The 18,299-nt window shown below is 69.8% G+C and carries 17 protein-coding genes; 3 read left to right on the top strand and 14 right to left on the bottom strand.

The genetic code is table 11. The annotated features are described in order from the left end of the window. Positions 1-68: 68 nt before the first annotated feature. The gene (locus ACYVIP_RS06035; RefSeq protein WP_460392883.1) at positions 69-404 is read left to right on the top strand and encodes a cupin domain-containing protein; all 336 of its coding nucleotides are present in this window, start codon (positions 69-71) and stop codon (positions 402-404) included. A 364-nt stretch (positions 405-768) separates the two neighbouring features. Continuing rightward, a complete protein-coding gene (locus ACYVIP_RS06030; RefSeq protein WP_460392881.1) occupies positions 769-2,154 on the top strand; it encodes a S8 family serine peptidase in 1,386 nt (461 codons plus the stop codon). 62 nt (positions 2,155-2,216) lie between these two features. On the opposite strand, the gene ACYVIP_RS06025 is transcribed toward ACYVIP_RS06030, so the two are convergent. The 12 genes from ACYVIP_RS06025 to ACYVIP_RS05970 form a co-directional block, all read right to left on the bottom strand. Further along, positions 2,217-3,644 (bottom strand): pyridoxal phosphate-dependent decarboxylase family protein, encoded by a 1,428-nt coding sequence (locus ACYVIP_RS06025; RefSeq protein ID WP_460392879.1) that lies wholly within the window; start codon positions 3,642-3,644, stop codon positions 2,217-2,219. A 190-nt stretch (positions 3,645-3,834) separates the two neighbouring features. After that, on the bottom strand, positions 3,835-5,853 hold the full coding sequence (locus ACYVIP_RS06020; RefSeq protein ID WP_460392877.1) for a cellulose binding domain-containing protein: 2,019 nt from the start codon (positions 5,851-5,853) through the stop codon (positions 3,835-3,837). 143 nt (positions 5,854-5,996) lie between these two features. After that, positions 5,997-6,698, bottom strand: a complete 702-nt coding sequence (locus tag ACYVIP_RS06015) for a lytic polysaccharide monooxygenase auxiliary activity family 9 protein (RefSeq protein ID WP_460392875.1) — start codon at positions 6,696-6,698, stop codon at positions 5,997-5,999. A gap of 121 nt (positions 6,699-6,819) precedes the next feature. Further along, the gene (locus ACYVIP_RS06010; RefSeq protein ID WP_460392873.1) at positions 6,820-7,404 is read right to left on the bottom strand and encodes a hypothetical protein; all 585 of its coding nucleotides are present in this window, start codon (positions 7,402-7,404) and stop codon (positions 6,820-6,822) included. A gap of 58 nt (positions 7,405-7,462) precedes the next feature. After that, positions 7,463-8,452, bottom strand: a complete 990-nt coding sequence (locus tag ACYVIP_RS06005; protein WP_460392871.1) for an ABC transporter ATP-binding protein — start codon at positions 8,450-8,452, stop codon at positions 7,463-7,465. Next, complete coding sequence (locus ACYVIP_RS06000; protein WP_460392869.1) at positions 8,430-9,407, bottom strand: ABC transporter ATP-binding protein; 978 nt, start codon at positions 9,405-9,407, stop codon at positions 8,430-8,432. The genes ACYVIP_RS06005 and ACYVIP_RS06000 overlap by 23 nt, the downstream gene beginning before the upstream one ends. Positions 9,408-9,564: 157 nt before the next feature. Further along, positions 9,565-10,449, bottom strand: coding sequence for an ABC transporter permease (locus ACYVIP_RS05995; RefSeq protein ID WP_460392867.1), 885 nt, complete (start codon positions 10,447-10,449; stop codon positions 9,565-9,567). Next, positions 10,446-11,372, bottom strand: coding sequence for an ABC transporter permease (locus tag ACYVIP_RS05990; RefSeq protein WP_460392865.1), 927 nt, complete (start codon positions 11,370-11,372; stop codon positions 10,446-10,448). The genes ACYVIP_RS05995 and ACYVIP_RS05990 overlap by 4 nt, the downstream gene beginning before the upstream one ends. Beyond that, positions 11,369-12,439 (bottom strand): LacI family DNA-binding transcriptional regulator, encoded by a 1,071-nt coding sequence (locus ACYVIP_RS05985; protein WP_460392863.1) that lies wholly within the window; start codon positions 12,437-12,439, stop codon positions 11,369-11,371. Before ACYVIP_RS05985 ends, ACYVIP_RS05990 begins: the two co-directional genes overlap by 4 nt. A 23-nt stretch (positions 12,440-12,462) precedes the next feature. Next, positions 12,463-13,974, bottom strand: a complete 1,512-nt coding sequence (locus ACYVIP_RS05980) for an ABC transporter substrate-binding protein (protein WP_460392861.1) — start codon at positions 13,972-13,974, stop codon at positions 12,463-12,465. Between the two features lie 16 nt (positions 13,975-13,990). Then, positions 13,991-14,326, bottom strand: a complete 336-nt coding sequence (locus ACYVIP_RS05975) for a hypothetical protein (protein WP_460392859.1) — start codon at positions 14,324-14,326, stop codon at positions 13,991-13,993. Positions 14,327-14,333: 7 nt separating this feature from the next. Then, a complete protein-coding gene (locus ACYVIP_RS05970) occupies positions 14,334-15,314 on the bottom strand; it encodes a DUF6772 family protein (RefSeq protein WP_460392857.1) in 981 nt (326 codons plus the stop codon). A 277-nt stretch (positions 15,315-15,591) separates the two neighbouring features. Here ACYVIP_RS05970 and ACYVIP_RS05965 point away from each other — a divergent pair, with 277 nt between their 5' ends. After that, positions 15,592-16,764, top strand: a complete 1,173-nt coding sequence (locus ACYVIP_RS05965) for a phospholipase D-like domain-containing protein (protein ID WP_460392855.1) — start codon at positions 15,592-15,594, stop codon at positions 16,762-16,764. A gap of 44 nt (positions 16,765-16,808) precedes the next feature. Here the strand turns inward: ACYVIP_RS05965 and ACYVIP_RS05960 are convergent, their stop codons facing one another. Further along, on the bottom strand, positions 16,809-17,816 hold the full coding sequence (locus ACYVIP_RS05960; RefSeq protein WP_460392853.1) for a 2-hydroxyacid dehydrogenase: 1,008 nt from the start codon (positions 17,814-17,816) through the stop codon (positions 16,809-16,811). Then, positions 17,813-18,299, bottom strand: a 487-nt coding sequence (locus tag ACYVIP_RS05955) for a histidine phosphatase family protein (RefSeq protein WP_460392850.1), incomplete at its 5' end; no start/stop codon positions are given. The genes ACYVIP_RS05955 and ACYVIP_RS05960, both read right to left, overlap by 4 nt.

The following is an 18,299-nucleotide window of genomic DNA, read 5'->3' as shown; positions in this document are numbered from 1 at the left end:
CGGACGATCGACCGGACGCTTGCGGGCCGCCGTACATTGATCCCAGCCGTGGATGGGAGCGAGTGACCATGAACGACCACCCCCGCGTGACCCAGGTGGAGACCCTGGCGACGGAACTACTGGACGAGGCCCGCCGCAACCAGGCACACCGGGCGGCCAGGACATTGGTCAACGGCATGGCACAGCGGGCGACGCTGATCGCGCTGGCCAAGGACGCGGAGATGGCCGAACACGGTTCCCCCACGGCCGGCACCCTGCACGTGCTCGCCGGTCAGGTGCGGCTGCACACCCACGATCAGGAATGGGTGCTGGACAAGGGGAGTCTCGCGAACCTCCCGCCGCAACGGCACGGCCTGCGGGCACTGGCCGACTCCGTCGTCCTGCTGACCATCGCGCTGCGCTGAACTCCGCCGCACACACGGTGTTTGAGCCACCGGGCAGCCGGGAACACTGAGGCTGTTGGTGGTGCGGAGGCACAGTCGCACCATTGGCCGTGGCCCGCCGGCGCGGCCCCTCGTCGCCGGCGGGCCTTTCCATGCGCGCCTTCTTCCAAGCCCTGAATGCCTCATTCGGGACGTTGAGCGTCCCGAATGAGGCATTCAGCGGCGGCAGGGTACGGCTGGATGGCTGGTGTTCTTCCCAGATCGTTGCTCATCGCCCCGGTATTCCGTTGGATTGGGAATTGGTGACCAACCGGTCGCCGGCCGAGTGCCCCCTGCCGCGAGCAGCGTTCCGGCTCGTGCCTGCACCCGAGGAGTTTGTTTCGGCATGAGAAGGTCATCCGTCAGATCGGCGAGCACCCTCGCCGCCTCCATGTTCGTGGCCATGGCGACCGCCGCGGTCAGCATCGGCCTCGCCGTCCCGGCACAGGCCGAGGGCACGGTCCTCGGCGCCGACGCGCCTGGTGTCATTCCCGACAGCTACCTCGTCGTGCTCAAGGATGACGCCGGCGCGTCGGCGTCCACGACCGCGCGGCAGTACGGCGCGAACGTCCAGCACACCTACACCGCCGCGCTCAACGGCTACGCCGCCACCATGTCGGCCGACGCCGCCAAGCGCACCGCCGCCGACCCGGCGGTCGCCTACGTCGAGCAGAACCGCGTGATCAGCGCGGTCGGCACCCAGCCCAACCCGCCGTCCTGGGGGCTGGACCGCATCGACCAGCGCGATCTGCCGCTGGACAACAGCTACACCTACCCCAACACCGCGCCCGGCGTGACCGCGTACATCATCGACACCGGTATCCGCACCACGCACGGCGACTTCGGTGGCCGCGCCACCTGGGGCACCAACACCGTCGACTCGAACAACACCGACTGCAACGGCCACGGCACGCACGTCGCCGGCACCGTCGGCGGCACCGCGCACGGCGTGGCCAAGGAAGCCAAGCTGGTCGCGGTGAAGGTGCTCAACTGTCAGGGTTCCGGCACCCTCGCCGGGGTCGCCGCCGGCATCGACTGGGTCACCGCCAACGCGGTCAAGCCGGCCGTGGCCAACATGAGCCTCGGCGCGTCGGGCACCAACGCCTCGTTGGAGACCGCGGTCCGCAACTCGATCAGCTCCGGTGTCGTCTACGCGATCGCGTCCGGCAACTCCAGCGCCGACGCGTGCAACTTCACCCCGGCCCGCACGGCCGAGGCGATCACGGTGAACTCGACCGACCGCAACGACGCCCGCTCGTCGTTCTCGAACTTCGGCACCTGCACCGACATCTTCGCTCCTGGCCGGGACATCACCTCCGCCTGGAACAGCAGCGACTCCGCGACCAACACGATCAGCGGCACGTCGATGGCCACCCCGCACGTCGCCGGGGTCGCGGCCCTCTACCTTGGCGGCAACCCGTCGGCCACCCCGGCGCAGGTGCAGACCGCGCTCAAGGACGGCGCCAGCAAGGGCAACGTCACCACCCCCGGCAGCGGCTCGCCGAACAACCTGCTGTTCGCCGGCGACGGCGTGGATCCCGACCCGGAGGACCCGGGCGAGGACCCCGACCCCGAGCCGTGTGCCGGCTACGAGGCGTGGAGTGCCACCCAGATCTACCTGCTGGGTGACACCGTCGGCCACAACGGCCACGCCTGGCTGCTCGCCAACTGGTTCTCCATCGGCGAGGCGCCCGGCACCTCGACCTCCTGGCTGGACCTCGGTGTCTGCTAGCTGAACACGGAAAACCGGGGCCGGCACGGGAAGTGCCGGCCCCGGTGCCGTTCGCCGGCGCGCTAACCGGCGGCCGACCAGTCCTCGTCGGCGGCGGCGCGGATGACGTCGAGGGCGTCCTCGACGTGCTCGGCGCGGGAACGGTGGCTGAGCACGCACATCCGCAGCAGGTCCTGTCCGCGCACGGTGGTGCTGGACAGCAGTGCCCTGCCGGAGGCGTGGATCCGGCCGAGCAGCCGGTTGGTGGCGGTGTTGCCGGCCACGTCCCGGAAGTTCACTGTGGACAGTTCGGGCCGCCACGGCACGTGGATGCCGGTCATCCGGTGCAGCTCGTCGTGGGCGTAGGCGGCGAGGTCCAGCTTCTCGTCCAGCGCGGCGCGGAAGGCGGCCACCCCGTGCAGATGCAGCGGCAGCCACAGCCGAAGACCGCGGTACTCCCTGGTCAGTTCGATGCCGAGGTCGGCGAAGTTCGGCAGCAGGTCGAGCGGGTCCAGATCGCGCAGATACGGACCCTCCTCGCCGTACACCGCGCGCAGCGGGCCCGCGCTGCGCACCAGCAGCACCCCGGTGCCGTGCGGCAGGAACAGCCCCTTGTGCGGGTCGAGCGCGATCGAGTCGGCGCACGCGATGCCGGTCAGCCGGTGGCGACCCCGGCTGGTGAGTTGGAAGAACCCGCCGTAGGCCGCGTCCACGTGCAGCCACAGGTCCTCGGTGCGGGCCAGCGTGGCCAACTCCAGCAGCCGGTCGACGGTGCCGGTGCTGGTGCTGCCGGCGGTGCCGACGAGCAGGAACGGGCGCAGCCCGGCCGCCCGGTCATCGGCGATCATCCGCGCGGCGGCGGCCACGTCCATCCGCAGGTCCGAGGTGACCGGCACGATCCGCACCCGGTCCTGGCGAAAGCCCGCGATCGTGGCCGCCTTGGCGACACAGCGGTGGGTGAGCTCGGTGATGTACATGGTGCCGTCGGCGAAGTCATCGCCGAGCCGGTCGTTGCGCGCGGCCACCACCACCGACGTGGTCGCCATCGACGCGCCGGTGGTCACCAGCCCGGTCGACCCGGCCGGCAGGTCGAACTCGGTACACAGCCAGTGGAGTACGCCCTGTTCGATGGCCACCAGCCCGGGGGCGACCGCGGCCACCGCGGTGTGCCGGTTGACCGCGCGGGAGACGAACTCCGCGATGGCCGAGGAGATCAGGCCACCGCCGGGGACATAGGCGAAGTGCCGGGGACCGGCGGTCTCCAGGCCGTAGCGGGCGGCGTCGGCGAACGTGGCGAGCAGGTCGTCGAACTGGCCAGGGTTGTCCGGTGGCGGCACCGACAACCGGCTGATCATGTCGACCGGCAGGTTCGGGCCGATGGCCGGCGCGCTGTCCAGACCGTCGACGAACGCGATGAGGTACCGCCCGACCGCGTCGATCCACGCGGCGACGGTTCCGGGATCCGGGTCGAACGCGCCACCTTCGGCGGTGGTTGTGGGTAACGGGGTCATGGGACAGTCATCCATTCACCGCCAGGGTCCAGGGCGCCGGTCGCGTACATTCATACCGCAAGATCACGAAAACACCTTGGGGTACAACGAGAATTGCTCCAGACGCCGGTAGTTGGGCAGCGCGCACGATGGGAGATCGGGCCGAAAGTGACATTTGGCTCGATCCGGTGTGGAGTCGGGTTCGTCGTCGCTAGCTACACAGGGTTCCGTTGAGGGAGAACGCCGTTGGTGCCACGTTGGGACCCTGGTAGGCGCCGACGAAGCCGACCGTGGTGCTGGCGCCGGGGGCGAGCAGGTGATTGCCGTCGATGCTGGTCACCGTAACGTCGGTGCCCTCCTGCGTCCAGGTCGCGTTCCAGCCGCTGTCCGCTTGTTGCCATCCGGTCGGCCAGGTGAAGGTCATCGTCCAGGTGTCGATCGCCTGGGCGCCGGTGTTGGTGATCGTGACGTCGGCGACGAATCCGTTGCCCCAGTTGGCGGTCTCGGCCAACCGCACCGCGCACGACGAGGCCGCCGGGGTGGTGGTGCGGAAACTCAGCGGGGGAGAGGCCCACGACACCCGGCCCGCGTTGTCCCTGGCGAGCACGTTGACCGTGTAGTCGGTCGCCGGGCGCAGGTTGGTGACGGTGAAGGTGGTGCCGGTGGTCTCGCCCCACTGTTGGCTGGTGGTCCCGACCTGACGGTGGAGTTCGTACTTGACGCCGCGAGTGGTGGCCGGCCAGGTGATCGTCGCCGCGCGGTCGGTGATCCCGCTCGCCGCCGGCCTCGCCGGGGTGGCCGGCTGGCTTGCCGGCGCGGATGGCCGCAGTACCAACGTGGTCAGTGAGTACGGTGGCAACGTGACCGTGCCCGCCGTGCCGGAACCGGTGGTGATGCCGGTGTCCCCGTTCCCGTACCGCAGCACCGTGGCGCCCGCCGCCGGCGTGTAGCCGGCGTAGTCGAGCGTGATCTCCTTGCTGGCGGCGGGATCCTGGTTGATCAGCAGCACCCGCAGGCCGCCGTCGGCGCGCCGGGCGGCGTGTGCCCTGACCAGTGGGTCGGACGCGCTCGCGCCGACCAGCTGGTCGCCTGCGCCGGCGAAGCGGGAGAGCATCGCCAGCGCGTGGTAGGGCGCGAACGGGGTGTTGAGCGCAGGCTGGCAGGCGGTGCCGTCCTCGGTACAGGTGCCGCTGGAGAGCAGCCCGAAATCGTGGAAGTCGGGCTGCCCGCCGATCGTCGTCACCCGCTCGATTCCATTGTGGACGTTCCACCAGTCGGTGGTGAACACCCCGTTGGCGATCAGCGTCGCGTAGGCGTCGGCCGCGAACAACGCGCCCGGCTGGGTGTTGCGGCCGTAGGAGGTGTTCAGTTCGGTCATCGCGATGCCGATGTCCTTGCCGGTGTACTGCCTGGCCTGCGCGCGCACCATCGAGATGGCGTGGCTGATCCGGTCGGTCTTTCCTAGCACCTCGGGGCCGGTTTCCCCGGTCGGGTACCAGTGCACGATGCCGAAGTCGATGTCCGCACCCGCGGTCGCCAGCACGACCTGGTTCCACGTGCCGGCATCGCCCGCCGCGGTGATCCCGTCCGGCCATTCGCCGGGGGCGGTGAGCACCGCGCCGACCTTGATGCTCGGGTCGACCGCCTTCATCGCCCGCGCGTAGTCCCGCACGAGCGTCGCGTACTGGGCCGGGCTCTTGTCCGGGTGGTCGTCGGCCTCCCACTCCGCGCCGTAGTGGCCGTTGCCGTACAGCTCGTTGCCGATCTCCCAGTACTCGACGTCGTAGTCGTGCTCGACGTTGGCGTAGCGCACCCAGTCGGCCGCCTCCTGTGGCGTGCCGGTGCCGTAGTTGGCCGCCACGATCGGCCGCGCGCCCGCGCGCCGCACCCCGGCCATGAAGTGGTCGAAGTCGGTGTTCGGGGCGACGTAACCGCCCGGCGCGGTGTGGTCGCGCCAGTGGTAGATGTCGGAGTACGAGCCGCCGGGGTAGCGCATCGCGGCCACTCCGGCGTCGCGCATCAGGTCCGCGACCGCCGGCGTGCCGAGCTCGGCGTCCCAGATCGCGTGGTTCACCCCGATCGCCAGGTCGTCGACCCGTTCCAGGCCGGCGCGCGCGTTGACCACGACCGCGACGGTGTCGGCTTGTGCCTGTGCGGCAGGGGGTCCACCGACCTGGGTGGTGGCCGCCAGCGCGAGGGTCAGCAACGCGGCACGGCGTGATCGCTTCATGGGCACCTCGTCGACAGCGGCGTCTGGGAGCGCTCCCAGACTGGCGCGCTGGCGCGCGGTTTGTCAACGATCCCCTGACTGTTTGGGGCAAACGGGCGAACGCGCCCCGGCCGGCTGCCGGGGCGCGTTCGGCGAGCGGGTCGTCAGAAGGTGACCTGCCCGTTGCCACCGTCGAAGACGACATCCGAGCAGCCGTAGAACGTTTCGGTGCTGTCGGACCTGGTCCAGACCGAGTAGATGATGTGCCTACCGGACAGGCCGGACGGCAGTTGTGCGTTCCAGTAGTACGCCCCGTCCTCGCTGCCGGTCGAGCCGGACTCCGGCGGGTTGACCACGCTGCTGAACGGGGTCGAGTTGAGGTTGCTCCACCGCAGCGGCTGGGTCGGGCTGTAGCTGCTGTTGGTGATGTACAGGTCGAACCGGCCAGGGTGGGCGGCCCACTTGTTGTAGCGCACCTGGATGGCGGCGCCGGAGGTCAGGTGAGTGACCGGCCAGTCGGCCCTGGCGATGTCGAACCCGCTGAAGTTGTAGATCTGCGCAGCGCCACTGCACAGTTTGCCGTCGGGGATGAAGCCCTGGGTGCGGCCGGCGCCGTCCGAGCGGAGCACGGCGAACCAGTTGTAGAACGGCGTGGCACCGCCCTGGTTGAACGCGGCCGAGCACGCGGCGTTCTGCGGGATGATCTGGCCCGTGCTGGCGCGGCCGTCCTTGTAGCACAGGTAGGTCCGGGAACCGGGCATCAGGGCGGCCCCGTGCGCACTCGAGACCCCGGCGCTCACCAAGCTCAGGAGCAGACCGGTAACCGCGATGACCACGCCAGTCATCGCGAACTTTCGCTTCCTCACCTTGCCTCCTTCAGTCGTTGAAAGAGCAATATGGGAGCGCTCCCAGCTTGTTCCAGTGTAACTTCTCCGTATTCATTTGGGAACCATGGGTGACCGTTTTGGAACCGCTCCCAAATCCAGATCAGTCGTCGATGCGGTCCTGCAGTTCCTCGGCGACGTCCTCGTCGACGAACTCGGTGTACGTGAGCGCGTCCTGCTGCAGGCGTGGCGGGACCACCGCGCGGATGCGGTCGGCGTAGTTGGCGTCCAGGTCGTCGGTGAGTGCCTTCTCCGGCAGCACGAGCGTGTCCGGGACGCCGAGGCGCAGCGCGACCGGCCCGGTCTCCCTGATCGAGTCCGGCCAGGTCAGGCCGGGGCCGACGGCCGCGCACATGCGGTGCGCGTAGACCATCGTGACCTCGCCGATCGACGTGGCCTCCGGTGGATCGTGGCCGAACACCTCGGCGACACAGCGCAGTGCGTTGCCGTCGATGTCCATGCGCTGGTTGGGATCCATCGGCTGGGCGTGCCCGGTGTGCGCGTGGTGGCCGGCCATCGCCGGGTCGGCCCGTTCGAGCGCGGCCTCCGCGCGCCTGGTCAGCAGCTCGTCGAGGTCGTCCCGGTCGGACAACACCACGCCGCCGACCACCACGCCAACGCCGAGGAGCGCGACCACGATCGCGACGGCCCATCGCACCGGGCGGCGCTGCAGGTCGACGGCGGCCATACCTCGATATTCGCACCCGAGATGTACTTACCGCCAGTGTCGAAATTGTTTCGGTGGGTTATCCGCAAGTGATCGAGGCATAGTGACAGGCGACCGGATGGCCGACATCGCGTGGCTCGAGCGCCGGTTCCTCGGTGTGGCACCGGTCGGTGGCTTTCCAGCAACGGGTGTGGAACCGGCAGCCCGCCGGTGGCCGCGACGGCGACGGCACGTCGCCGTGCAGCACGATCTCGTCGTCGTCCCGGTCCTGCCAGTCGTCCACGCTCGGCGCGGCCGACAGCAGCGCCTGGGTGTAGGGATGTGCTGGGGTGGCGTAGATCTGCTCGGTCTGGCCGGTCTCCACGATGGTGCCAAGGTGCATCACCGCGACCTTGTCCGCGAAGTGGCGCACCACCCCGAGATCGTGGGTGATGAACAGGTACGCCACCCCGAGTTCGTCGCGCAGCCGAGCGAGCAGCGCCAGGATCTGGGCCTGGATCGACACGTCGAGTGCCGAGACCGCCTCGTCGCACACGATCAGCCTCGGCCGCACCGACAGCGCCCGCGCGATGCTGATCCGTTGCCGCTGCCCGCCGGAGAACTGGTGCGGGTAGCGGGCGGCGTGCGCCGGGTTGAGGCCGACCCGTTCGAGCAGTTCGGCGACCTCGGTGTCCCACTGGGCTTTCGGCACGATGCCGGGGTGGATCCGCCACGCCTCGGAGATCAGCTCGCGCACGGTCATCCGTGGGTTGAGCGAGGCGTAGGGATCCTGGAAGACCAGCTGCACGTCCCGGCGCATGGCCCGCAGCTCCCCCCGGTCCATACCGGCCAGTGCGCGGCCGGCGAAGCGCACCTCGCCGGCGATCGGCCTCAGCAGGTTCACCACCGTTCTGGCCACAGTGGACTTTCCACAGCCGGACTCCCCGACCAGGCACACGGTCTCGCCCGCGCCGACGGTCAGGTTCACCCCGTCGACCGCGCGGACCAGGCCGCGCCTGCCGAGCAGTCCGTGGCGCGTGCGGTAGCCGGCGACCAGGTCGACCAGCTCAAGCACCGGCTGTTCGGTCATGGGCGAGCACCTCCTCCGCGAAGTGACAGGCGCTGGTCCGTCCGGAGGGCAGCCGGCGCGGCGGAGGCGCCTCGGTGCGACAACGGTCCCTGGCGAACGGGCAGCGCGGGTGGAAGGCACATCCGTCCGGCAGCGCGGTGAGATCCGGCGGATTGCCGTCGATGGGCCGGATTCCCCGCTTCTGGCTGCGGGCCGACGGGCTCGCGGCCATCAGGCCGAGCGTGTACGGGTGCGCCGGCGCGGCGTAGACCTCGGCGACGGTGCCGGACTCGACCGCCTGCCCGGCGTACATCACCACCAACGACCGCGCGGTACGCGCCACCACGCCGAGGTCGTGGCTGATGATGATCATCGCGAGACCGGCCCGTTGCCGTTCGCGCAGCAGCCGCAGGATCTGGGCCTGCACGGTGACATCCAGCGCCGTGGTCGGCTCGTCGGCGATCAGCAGCCGGGGTTCGAGCGCCAGTGCCATCGCGATCATCACCCGCTGGCGCATGCCGCCGGAGAACTCGTGCGGGTAGGACTTCGCGCGGGTGGCCGCGTCCGGGATGCCCACCTCGGTCATCGCCGCGACCGCCCGTTCGTTGGCCGCCGCCCGCGCGGCCCCGCGCCGCCGGCGGAACATCTCGGCGATCTGGTAGCCGACGGTCAGCGACGGGTTCAGCGCGCTGAGCGGGTCCTGGAAGATCATCGCCAGTTCCTCGCCGCGCAGTCGGCGCAGCTCGTCCTGGCCGAGGTCGAGCAGGTTCACCCCGTCCATGGCGATGCTGCCCTCGACCACCCTCGCCTGCGCGGGCAACAGACCCATGACCGCGAGCGAGGTGACGCTCTTGCCACTGCCGGACTCGCCGACCACGGCCAGCGTCTGTCCTTTCTCGACGGTCAGGGAGACGCCACGCACCGCGCGCAGCTCACCGAACGCGACCGCGAGCCCCGACACCTCAAGCAAGGTCACTGTTCCGCCTCCCCGGGATTAAATGTGTTGGTTGCGTTGGGGAGGGTGGGTGGGGGTTGGGGGCGTACTTGTGGCTGGGGTGCGTCACGTTCCCCTGAGGTGCGGTTGGGGAGGGCTTGGCGTGGCTTTGATTCTGAGGTTGACAGAAGGTGTCTCTTCATCTGGCTGCCACCTCTCTGGCTGGGTCGGACTCGTCGCGGGCGCGGTCGCCGAGTAGGCCGATGCAGATGACCACCAGGGTCAGTGCGACCCCGGGGGCCGCGGCGATCCACCACGCGCTGGCCAGGTAGTCGCGGCCGTTGGCGATCGTCGATCCCCAGGACGCCTGGTCGACCGGTACGCCGAGGCCGAGGAAGCTCAGCGCCGCCTCGGCGACCATCGTCAGTCCCACCTGGACGGTCGCGGCCACCAGCAGTGGCTGCATGCAGGACGGCAGGATGTAGTGCACCAGGATGCGGAGATCGCTCGCGCCCATGACCCGCGCTGACTCGACGAACTCCCGGCCCCGGGTGGTGAGCGCCGAGCCGCGAACGACCCTGGCGAAGATCACCCAGCGGGTCACCGCGAGCGCGACGATCACGTTGGTCAGGCTCGGGCCGAGCGCGCCGGCGAGCAGGATCGCCAGCAGGATGCTGGGAAACGCGAGCTGCATGTCGCCGACCCGGGAGATGATCGCGTCCAGCCAGCCGCCGTAGTAGCCGGCCAGCAGACCAAGCACGAGGCCCACCAGCCCACCGACGACCACCACGGTCGTGCCGACCAGCAACGACACCCGCGAGCCGGCGACCATCTGACGCAGCACGTCCCGGCCGTTCTGGTCGGTGCCGAACAACGCGAACGTGCCGTCGGAGGCGGTGCTGAACGGCGGTAGCAGCCGGTCGCCGACCCGGGTGGCCACACTGTCGTAGGGCAGCAGCATCGGGCCGAACACGGCGATCAGCACGAACAACGCGAGCACGGACCCGGCCACGAGGGAGCCGATGCCAACACGCCTGCCCACATGCCTGCCCACATGCCGTAGCCCGGCGGACCTGGACGTCATACCGTCTCCAGCGTGACTCTGGGGTCGAGTGCGAAGTAGAGCAGGTCGACCACGAGGTTCAGTCCGATGTAGAACACCGCGATCAGGATGATCGCCGCCTCGGCCACCGCGTAGTCGCGGTTCTGAATGGACTCGATCATCAGCGAGCCGATGCCCGGCCAGGCGAACACCTGCTCGATGATCACCGCGTCCGCGATGAAGTGCCCGAGGATCAGCCCCAGCACGGTGACCACCGGGGTGAGCGTGTTGCGCAGCACGTGGATGTTGAACACCACCCGCTCGGACAGCCCCTTGGCCCGCGCGGTGCGCACGTAGTCCTGGCCGAGCTCCTCCAGGGTGCCGTTGCGCACCAGCCGCGCGAGCCAGCCGAGGAAGGGCAACGCGAGCGTGAACGCCGGCAGCACCAGCGCGACCGCCGAGCCGTCCGCGGTGGCCGGCAACAGGTTCAGCGTTCTGGAGAAGATCAGCACCAGCATGATGCCGACCCAGAACGCCGGCAGCGCCTGGCCGGTCAGCGAGAAGTACGACACCGCCCGGTCGGCCAGCTTTCCCTTGTGCCGCGCGGCGTACACGCCGAGCGGGAAGCCGAGCGCCAGGGTGAACGCCAGCGCGCAGCCGGCGAGCGTGATCGTCGCCGGCAGCCGGTCGATCACCGAGGTGAACGCGTCGCCGCCGAGACGCCAGGAGTCGCCGAAGTCCAGCCGGATGACCTCACCGAGGTGGCGGACGTACTGCACTGGCAACGGATCGTCCAGGCCGAGCTCGGCGCGCTTGGTGGCGAGCTGCTCGGCGGTGGCCTGGCTGCCGAGGATCAGCGCCGCCGGGTCGCCCGGGATGACCCGCAGCACCAGGAACACGATGGTGACCGCGCCGAACAGCAGCAGCACCGCCTGGGCGAGCCGGCGCACGAGGTAGCCGATCATGACCGGATCACCTGGTCGTCGCGCCTGCTCGACGTGCGCACGACGAGTTCGGCCGGGAGCCGTCGCTTGTCCGCCAGGTCATGGTCGTCGGTTCCGCGCATTCGTCGCAGCAGCAGGTCGACGGCCGTGGTGCCGATCTCGGTCGCGGGCAGCGCGACGGTGGTCAGCGGCGGGTTCAGGTAGGCGGCGAACGGGTGGTCGCCGAACCCGCCGACGAGCACGTCGTGCCCGACCCGCAGGCCGGCCTCGGTCAGCGCGCGGTAGACCCCGAGCGCGAAGTAGTCGTTGCCGACCATGATCGCGTCCGGTAACCCGCCGTCACGCACGATGTCCTGCGCCAGGCGGTAGGCGTCGGCCGGTTCCCACGGCAGGGCAAGGGATTCCCGGCGCCGGGTGGGCACAGAGCGCACCTGCTCGCGGCCCGCGGTGAGCCCGGCCTCGGTCAGCGCGCGCAGGAAACCGGTGGTGCGGTCGGCGACCGGCGAGATCGGCAGGTCCTCCTCCAACAGGCACACCGTCCGCGCGCCCGCGTCCACCAGGTGGCGCGCGGCGGTGTACGCGCCGTGCTCGTAGTCGACGCCGATGCAGTCCAGATCCAGCGCCGGCAGGTCCCGGTTGAGACAGACCAGCGGGATGCCCGACTCGGGCAGCCGTTCCCAGTGCTCGCCGTCGCTCTGCACCGCCGGCACGATCAGCGCACCGTCCACACCCCACCGCAGCAGGGTCTGCGCGGCGGCGTGGTCGCCGTCCGGGCTCTCCTCGGTGACCAGCAGCATGAGCGAGTAGCCATAACCCCGGCCACGGTGCTCTATCGCGCTGATCAGCCTGGCGTAGAAGGGATTCGACGGGTTGGTGATCACCAGGCCGATGGTCATCGCCGAGCCGAGGACCAGGGAGCGCGCCATCGGGTTGGGCAGGTAGCCGAGGCGCTCGGCCTCGGCCTTGATCCGTTCCCTGGTGGCCTCGCTGACACTGTCCTTGCCGGTCAGCGCCCGGGATACGGTGTTGACCGACACCCCGAGCGACCGCGCGATGTCCTTGAGCGTGACCCGCCGAGAATCCACCATTGACCCTCCCTCGTCCCGGTTTCTCAGCCGACGGTGACGCCGCGCAGGTCAGGCTGGTTGCTCGGGGCCGGCTGGAAGTCCGCCACCGTACTGCGCAGCCCGTAGGTGCTGATCAGCGCGGCCGGGAAGATGCCGACCGCGTCGTCCCAGATGGTCTTGCACGCCCGCGCGTACAGGTCGCCTCGGACATCCTGGTCGGCGTTCTCGTGTGCCTGGTGCAGGATGTCGTCCAGCGCCGGGTTGCGGTACCCCATCCGGTCGGCCGCCGAGTCGTACAGCCGGCCGAGGGTGAAGTCCGCGTCGCCGGTGGTGACCGTGTTGGTCTGGAGCTCCATGTCGAACTCCTTCTCGTTGAGCCGGCGCAGCCACTCCGCCTTCTCCACGCTCTGCGGCGCCACCGTGACGCCGATCTTGGCCCAGTCGGAGATCATGGCCTGGGCGAGGCCGTCGGCCAGCGGCCCGGTGTCGCTGAACCACATCAGCGACGTGGCGAAGCCGTCGCCGAGCCCGGCGGCGGCGAGCTCCCGCCTGGCCGCGTCCGGGTCGTGCGCGTAGGGCCGCTGTTCGGCGTGGCCGAACGCGGTCGACGGGATCGGCGCGGTCATCACCTCGGCGCCGTCGCCGTACAGGTCCGCGACGATGCCGGCGATGTCGACGGCCTGCCACATCGCCCGGCGCACCCGGGGATCGTTGAACGGCGGTTTGCCGCAGTTGAACCAGTTGAGGTAGTAGACATAGCTCGGCACGGTCTCCAGCCGGATGCCCTCGACGCCTTCCAGCTCGCGCAGCTGGTCGGGCGGGACCGGCCACAGGATGTCCAGGTCGCCGGTGCGCAGCGCGGTGATCTGGCTGGAGGTCTCCGGCAGGTAGGGGAGGGCGACCTGCTTGAGCTTGGGCCGTCCGCTCCAGTGGTCGACCGAGGTCAGCGCGAGCTCGTCGGCCGGGGTGAACGACTCCACCTTGAACGGCCCGCTGCCGATGGGCTTGGCGAAGAAGCCGTCGGTGGTCATCTTGGCGGCGGGCAGGATGAACATCAGTGACAGGTTGACCAGCATCGTCCCGAGTGGACGCGCGGTGGTGACGGTGAGCGTGGTGTCGTCGGTCGCCTCGACCGAGGCGACCGTGGCCCACAGGGTGGACTGCGCGGTGTTGGCCGCCTTGACCCGCTCCAACGACGCCTTGACGTCGGCGGCGGTCAGTGTCGTGCCGTCGTGGAACTTCACGTCCTCGCGCAGGGTGAACACCCAGGTGTTCTCGTCCGGCTGCTCCCAGGACGCGGCGACCGCGGGCTCGAGCTCCTCGCCGTTGCGGCGCACCAACGTGTCGTAGATGAGCCGGCCGGCGAGCAACGTCGCCTCGTCCACACTGGACGGACCGTGCGGGTCGAGGTCGTTGATGGGCTGGCTGAACGCCGCGCGCAGCGCGGACTCCGCGCCGGCCTGGTCGCCGCCGCCGACACTGCAGGCGGCCAGGTAGGCGCCTGCCGCGCCCATGCCGCTGATCTTCAGGAAGCTACGCCGGTCATACCTGGTCACTATGCATCTCCAATGCTCAGTCTTTGAGCGTGAGGTAGATCAGCACCTTCACTGATCGGTCTGCCCCCTGGACGGTCCCCCTGATCCGCAACCACTGGCCGAACTCGCGTACCGGCCAGGACACCATGGCCACCCCCTCGCTCACCTGCACCGGGCACTCGGCGTCGCACCAGTTCAGGCCGTCGGGGGAGAGCTGCGTGGTGAGCACCATCTTGGTGTCCGGTGTGGACGCTTCGAGCACGCGGACGAACCAGCGGGCCTCGGTCGCCCACCCGGTCTCGTACGGCTCGGTGGCGAAGTCCCCGTCCAGAACGCGGTATCGCTCGAGTACCGCTGCTTGCGACTGTCGCATTGAGGTCCTACCAATCCACCGAGACGAGCACCGAGTCCAGGAACAGGAAGTTCCGGACCCCGGTGTGGGTGCGGGCGCTGACGTAGAAGTTGAGGAGGTTGTCCAGCGAGTCGTACCGCTCCTCGTACACCGGCACCGGGACGTCGCGCATGTCGTACACGCGGTCGTTGATCTGGAGCTCGATGTTCTTCCGTGCCTCGGTGTCGATCTGCCAGCGCAGGTAGTGCCAGTTGACCTTGGTCGGCACCTCGTTGTAGCAGAAGGACTGTGGCTCGCCGAAGGACCGCCAGTCCTGCGGGTTCGGCGCGGTGAAGTCGTCGGTCGGGCCGAGCTTCGCCTTGCCCTCCAGGTGTTCGCGCGGGGTCGGCTCCGGCACCACCGGGTACATCCAGCGCCGGGTGAACTGGTTGTCCAGATCGGTGTTCTGGTACCGCACCACGGTGTGGTAGCGCTCGCCCCGGTCGTCGCAGATGTCGGTGGCCACGGTGAACGCGCCGAACTGCTGCTCGGAGGGGTGGATGTTGCCGTCCCACGCGCCGGCACCCGCCTGGGTCGCCGCCCCGTTCTCCTCGGAGGCGGCCTCGGCCTTGAAGGTGAAGTAGGTCTCGAACTGCACCCGGCCCTTCTTGGCCATGGTGAGCCTGCGGATAGCCACCGCGGTGTGCCCGGTGACCGGCCGGGTGGCGACCTTGAGCGCGTAGGTGCCGGTCATCGCGCCGTGCGTGCCGACGTCGAAGAACGTGCAGGAGCTCAGCTGCGGTGGCCGGAAGTCGCGCATGTGGTCGTCGACCGTGTCGAGGTTGCCCTCGCCGTCGTGGTTGCCGATCAGCTCGGTCCAGCCGTGTGTGCCGGAGTTGAACTGGTCGAACACGAGGATGCGGGAGAGCGGGTTGAACCGGGACAGCACCGGGTCCGCGTCGAGCATCGCCCGGCGCAGGTGCCCGGCGATGGCCGAGTCCGTCGCCGCGTCAGAGGTGGGACTACCCAAGATGGTCAGCTCCTGTGGAGATGTGTGGCGCCACGGGGATGAACGTTCACGTGAGCGCTAATTGAAGTGCCGTGAACGTTAACTCCGGATTGCGACCCTGTCAAAGACCACCGTGGGGCCACTGTGGGACCACTGTGGACGACCACTTCGGACTGAACCGATAAGGACACCCCGCCATGCTCTTGACGCCGTCCCGGCGGCGCACGTAACGTGCTGACAATCACCGTCAAGTAACGTTAACTTGAGCGCTCAACTATCCCTTTGTGAGGGGAAACCCATGCGTGTCAAAGGTTTGCTGTTATCGGCCGCGCTGGTCGTCACGCTGGCCACCGTGCCGGCCGCCGGCGCGGCGGGCGCGGAGACCGAGGCGATGCCCTGCCGGGACGCGCCGACCGAACCGGTGCGCACCGGCGCGGTGTTCAACGACCCGGTCGGCGGTGACCCGACCGCGATCGTGCGGCAGCTGTGCAACCTGGTGCACCAGGCGCCGCGCGGGTCGCGCATCCGGATCGCGCACTTCGTGGTCTCCGGCGAGGCCGGTCTGGACTTCGCCACCGAGCTGATCGCCGCGCACCGCAGGGGGGTCGACGTGCAGCTCGTGCTCGACGGCTGGCAGGACACCACCCCCGCCGCCGAGGCGTTGCGCGCCGAGCTCGGCGAGAACGAGTCGCGGAAGTCGTGGCTGCACGTGTGTTCCCGGGTCTCGCCGGAGGGCAACACCTCGTCCTGTATCGGCACCAAGGGCCAGCACAACAAGTTCTACCTGTTCTCGCGGACCGGGCGGGCCTCGGACGTGGTCGTCCAGTCCTCGGCGAACCTCACCGACGTGAACTCGAGCACCTACTGGAACAACGCGACCACGTTGGTGGGCAACCGCAAGCTCTACCGCGCCTACAACGACTACTTCGAGGACCTCGCGGCCGAACGGGCCACCGACGACTACTACCGCACCACCAGCACCGGGATGCGCGGCGGCATGGTGCGGTCCTTCTTCTTCCCCCGTGCGGAAGGCGACCACGTCCTGGAGATCCTCGACCAGGTCGGCTGCCGTGGCGGCACGAGAATCCACATCGGAATGTCCGAATGGGACACCTATCGGATCGGTATCGCACAGCGGCTGGTCGAGCTGTCCGGCCAGGGCTGCGAGGTGGCGATCGTGCACGGCCTGATGGACCCCGAGGTGCTCGACACGCTGTCGGCCGACCCGCGCATCGGACTGCGCGCGCTCGAGCAGTCGACCGAGCTGCCAGGACGGATCCACTCGAAGTACTTCCTGGTCGACGGTGAGTTCGCCGGCGAGCGCCGGGCGCGCTGGGTGTTCACCGGGAGTCCCAACTGGAACCACACCTCGTTGCGCCGCAACGACGAGGCGATGATCCAGACCAACGTCCGGGCGGTCTACGACGCCTACGAGGAGAACTTCACCCACATGTTCGCCAGCGGGGTCTGAGCCGGAAGCGAGGGGTCGGTGGGCCCCGACTACGCCCACCGACCTCAGACCGGATGGGCCACCGGCTCGCCGCGCAGGAACCGGCCGACATCGGCGGCCACCGTACGCGCGGCGTTGTGCGCGGTCTGCCTGCTCGCCCCGGCGAGATGCGGGGTGACCACGAACCCCGGCGTGTGCAGCAGCCGGGCGTCCGGGGGCACCGGCTCGGTCGGGAATACGTCCACCGCGACGGCGAACAGGTGCCCGGAGTCCAGCGCGTCGCAGGCCGCGTCGTAGTCCAGCAGTCCGCCGCGCGCGCAGTTGACCAGGATCGCGCCGGGCGGCAGCAACGCGAGCTGCGCCGCGCCGATCATGCCCCGGTTGTCGGCGGTCAGCCTGGCGTGCAGGGACACCACCTGCGAACGGCCGAGCAGTTCGGTCAACGGCACCGACTCGACGTCCCCGCCCGCCGGCAGGTACGGGTCGTGCACCAGCACCGTGGCGCCGAACCCGGTGAGGATCGCGGCCACCCGGCGGCCGATCGCGCCGTAGCCGACCAGTCCGACGGTCGCGCCGGCCAGCTCGATGCCGACCTGGTCGTAGCGGTAGTAGTCGCCACGCCAGATCCCCTGGCGCAACTCACCGTGGGTGTCCGGGATGCGCCGCGCCGCCGCGAGGATCATCGCGATCGTGTGCTCGGCGGTGGCCTCCGCGTTGCGGCCGGGGGCGTTGGTCACCGTGACCCCGTGCCGGCGCGCTGCCTCGAGGTTCACGTTCACCGGGCCGCCCCGGCCGACGCCGAACAGCTCGAGATCGGGGCAGGCGGCCAGCACCCGCTCGGTCAACGGGGCGAACTGGGTGACACAGACCCGAACCCCGGCCAGCGCGGCGATCAGCTCGTCCTCGTCCCCGCTGGCCTCGTCGACCTCGGCGATGGCGCGGAACGGCGTCACCGGCCATGGCAGCTCCAGTGTGGACAGTTCGATGTCGGTGCCGACCTCCGTGCGCAGCGCGTCGACGAACAGTGCGCTGCGCACGAACAGGTCGCCCGCGGCCAGGATGCGAACGGTCATCGACTCTCCTCGACGGGACGGTTCAGCTCGATCAGCGCGGCCGGCTCATCGGTGCCGGCCCAGCGCAGGGTGGTGAGCCCGCAGTTGCGTACCACCGGAAAAGTACTGCGGTAGCGCCGAAGCGGCAGGCCGAGCAGGTGACACAGCAGCAGCCGGTTGATCGTGGAGTGCGCGACCACGAGCACCCGGCCGGCGGGCTGGGCCTCGACGAGCTCGGCCAGGCAGCCGGTCGCCCGGTCGACGGCCCGCGCCGGGTGCTCGCCGCCCGGCAGGTGGGCGTCGACCGGGTTGGCCTCGAACGCCGCCCTTGCCTCGGGAAAGCGGGCGGTCATCGCCGCCGCGGTCAGCCCTTCGCCGTCACCGAAGTCCAGCTCGATCAACCGTTCGTCGGCGACCGCGGTCAGGCCGGCCGCGGCGGCGGCCGGCGCGCCGGTCTCCCTGGCGCGGCGCAGCGGCGAGGTGCGCACCGCGGTGAGCCCGGCG

The sequence above is a fragment of the Actinophytocola sediminis genome, assembly GCF_054779715.1.
This window is presented reverse-complemented; position numbering and strand designations above follow the sequence as displayed.

Bases quoted from the DNA above. Each gene is read 5' to 3' on its own strand.
- ACYVIP_RS06035 (WP_460392883.1), top strand. From the start codon at position 69: ATGAACGACCACCCCCGCGTGACCCAGGTGGAGACCCTGGCGACGGAA.
- ACYVIP_RS06030 (WP_460392881.1), top strand. From the start codon at position 769: ATGAGAAGGTCATCCGTCAGATCGGCGAGCACCCTCGCCGCCTCCATG.
- ACYVIP_RS06025 (WP_460392879.1), bottom strand. From the start codon at position 3,644: ATGACCCCGTTACCCACAACCACCGCCGAAGGTGGCGCGTTCGACCCG.
- ACYVIP_RS06020 (WP_460392877.1), bottom strand. From the start codon at position 5,853: ATGAAGCGATCACGCCGTGCCGCGTTGCTGACCCTCGCGCTGGCGGCC.
- ACYVIP_RS06010 (WP_460392873.1), bottom strand. From the start codon at position 7,404: ATGGCCGCCGTCGACCTGCAGCGCCGCCCGGTGCGATGGGCCGTCGCG.
- ACYVIP_RS06005 (WP_460392871.1), bottom strand. From the start codon at position 8,452: ATGACCGAACAGCCGGTGCTTGAGCTGGTCGACCTGGTCGCCGGCTAC.
- ACYVIP_RS05995 (WP_460392867.1), bottom strand. From the start codon at position 10,449: ATGACGTCCAGGTCCGCCGGGCTACGGCATGTGGGCAGGCATGTGGGC.
- ACYVIP_RS05990 (WP_460392865.1), bottom strand. From the start codon at position 11,372: ATGATCGGCTACCTCGTGCGCCGGCTCGCCCAGGCGGTGCTGCTGCTG.
- ACYVIP_RS05985 (WP_460392863.1), bottom strand. From the start codon at position 12,439: ATGGTGGATTCTCGGCGGGTCACGCTCAAGGACATCGCGCGGTCGCTC.
- ACYVIP_RS05975 (WP_460392859.1), bottom strand. From the start codon at position 14,326: ATGCGACAGTCGCAAGCAGCGGTACTCGAGCGATACCGCGTTCTGGAC.
- ACYVIP_RS05965 (WP_460392855.1), top strand. From the start codon at position 15,592: ATGCGTGTCAAAGGTTTGCTGTTATCGGCCGCGCTGGTCGTCACGCTG.
- ACYVIP_RS05960 (WP_460392853.1), bottom strand. From the start codon at position 17,816: ATGACCGTTCGCATCCTGGCCGCGGGCGACCTGTTCGTGCGCAGCGCA.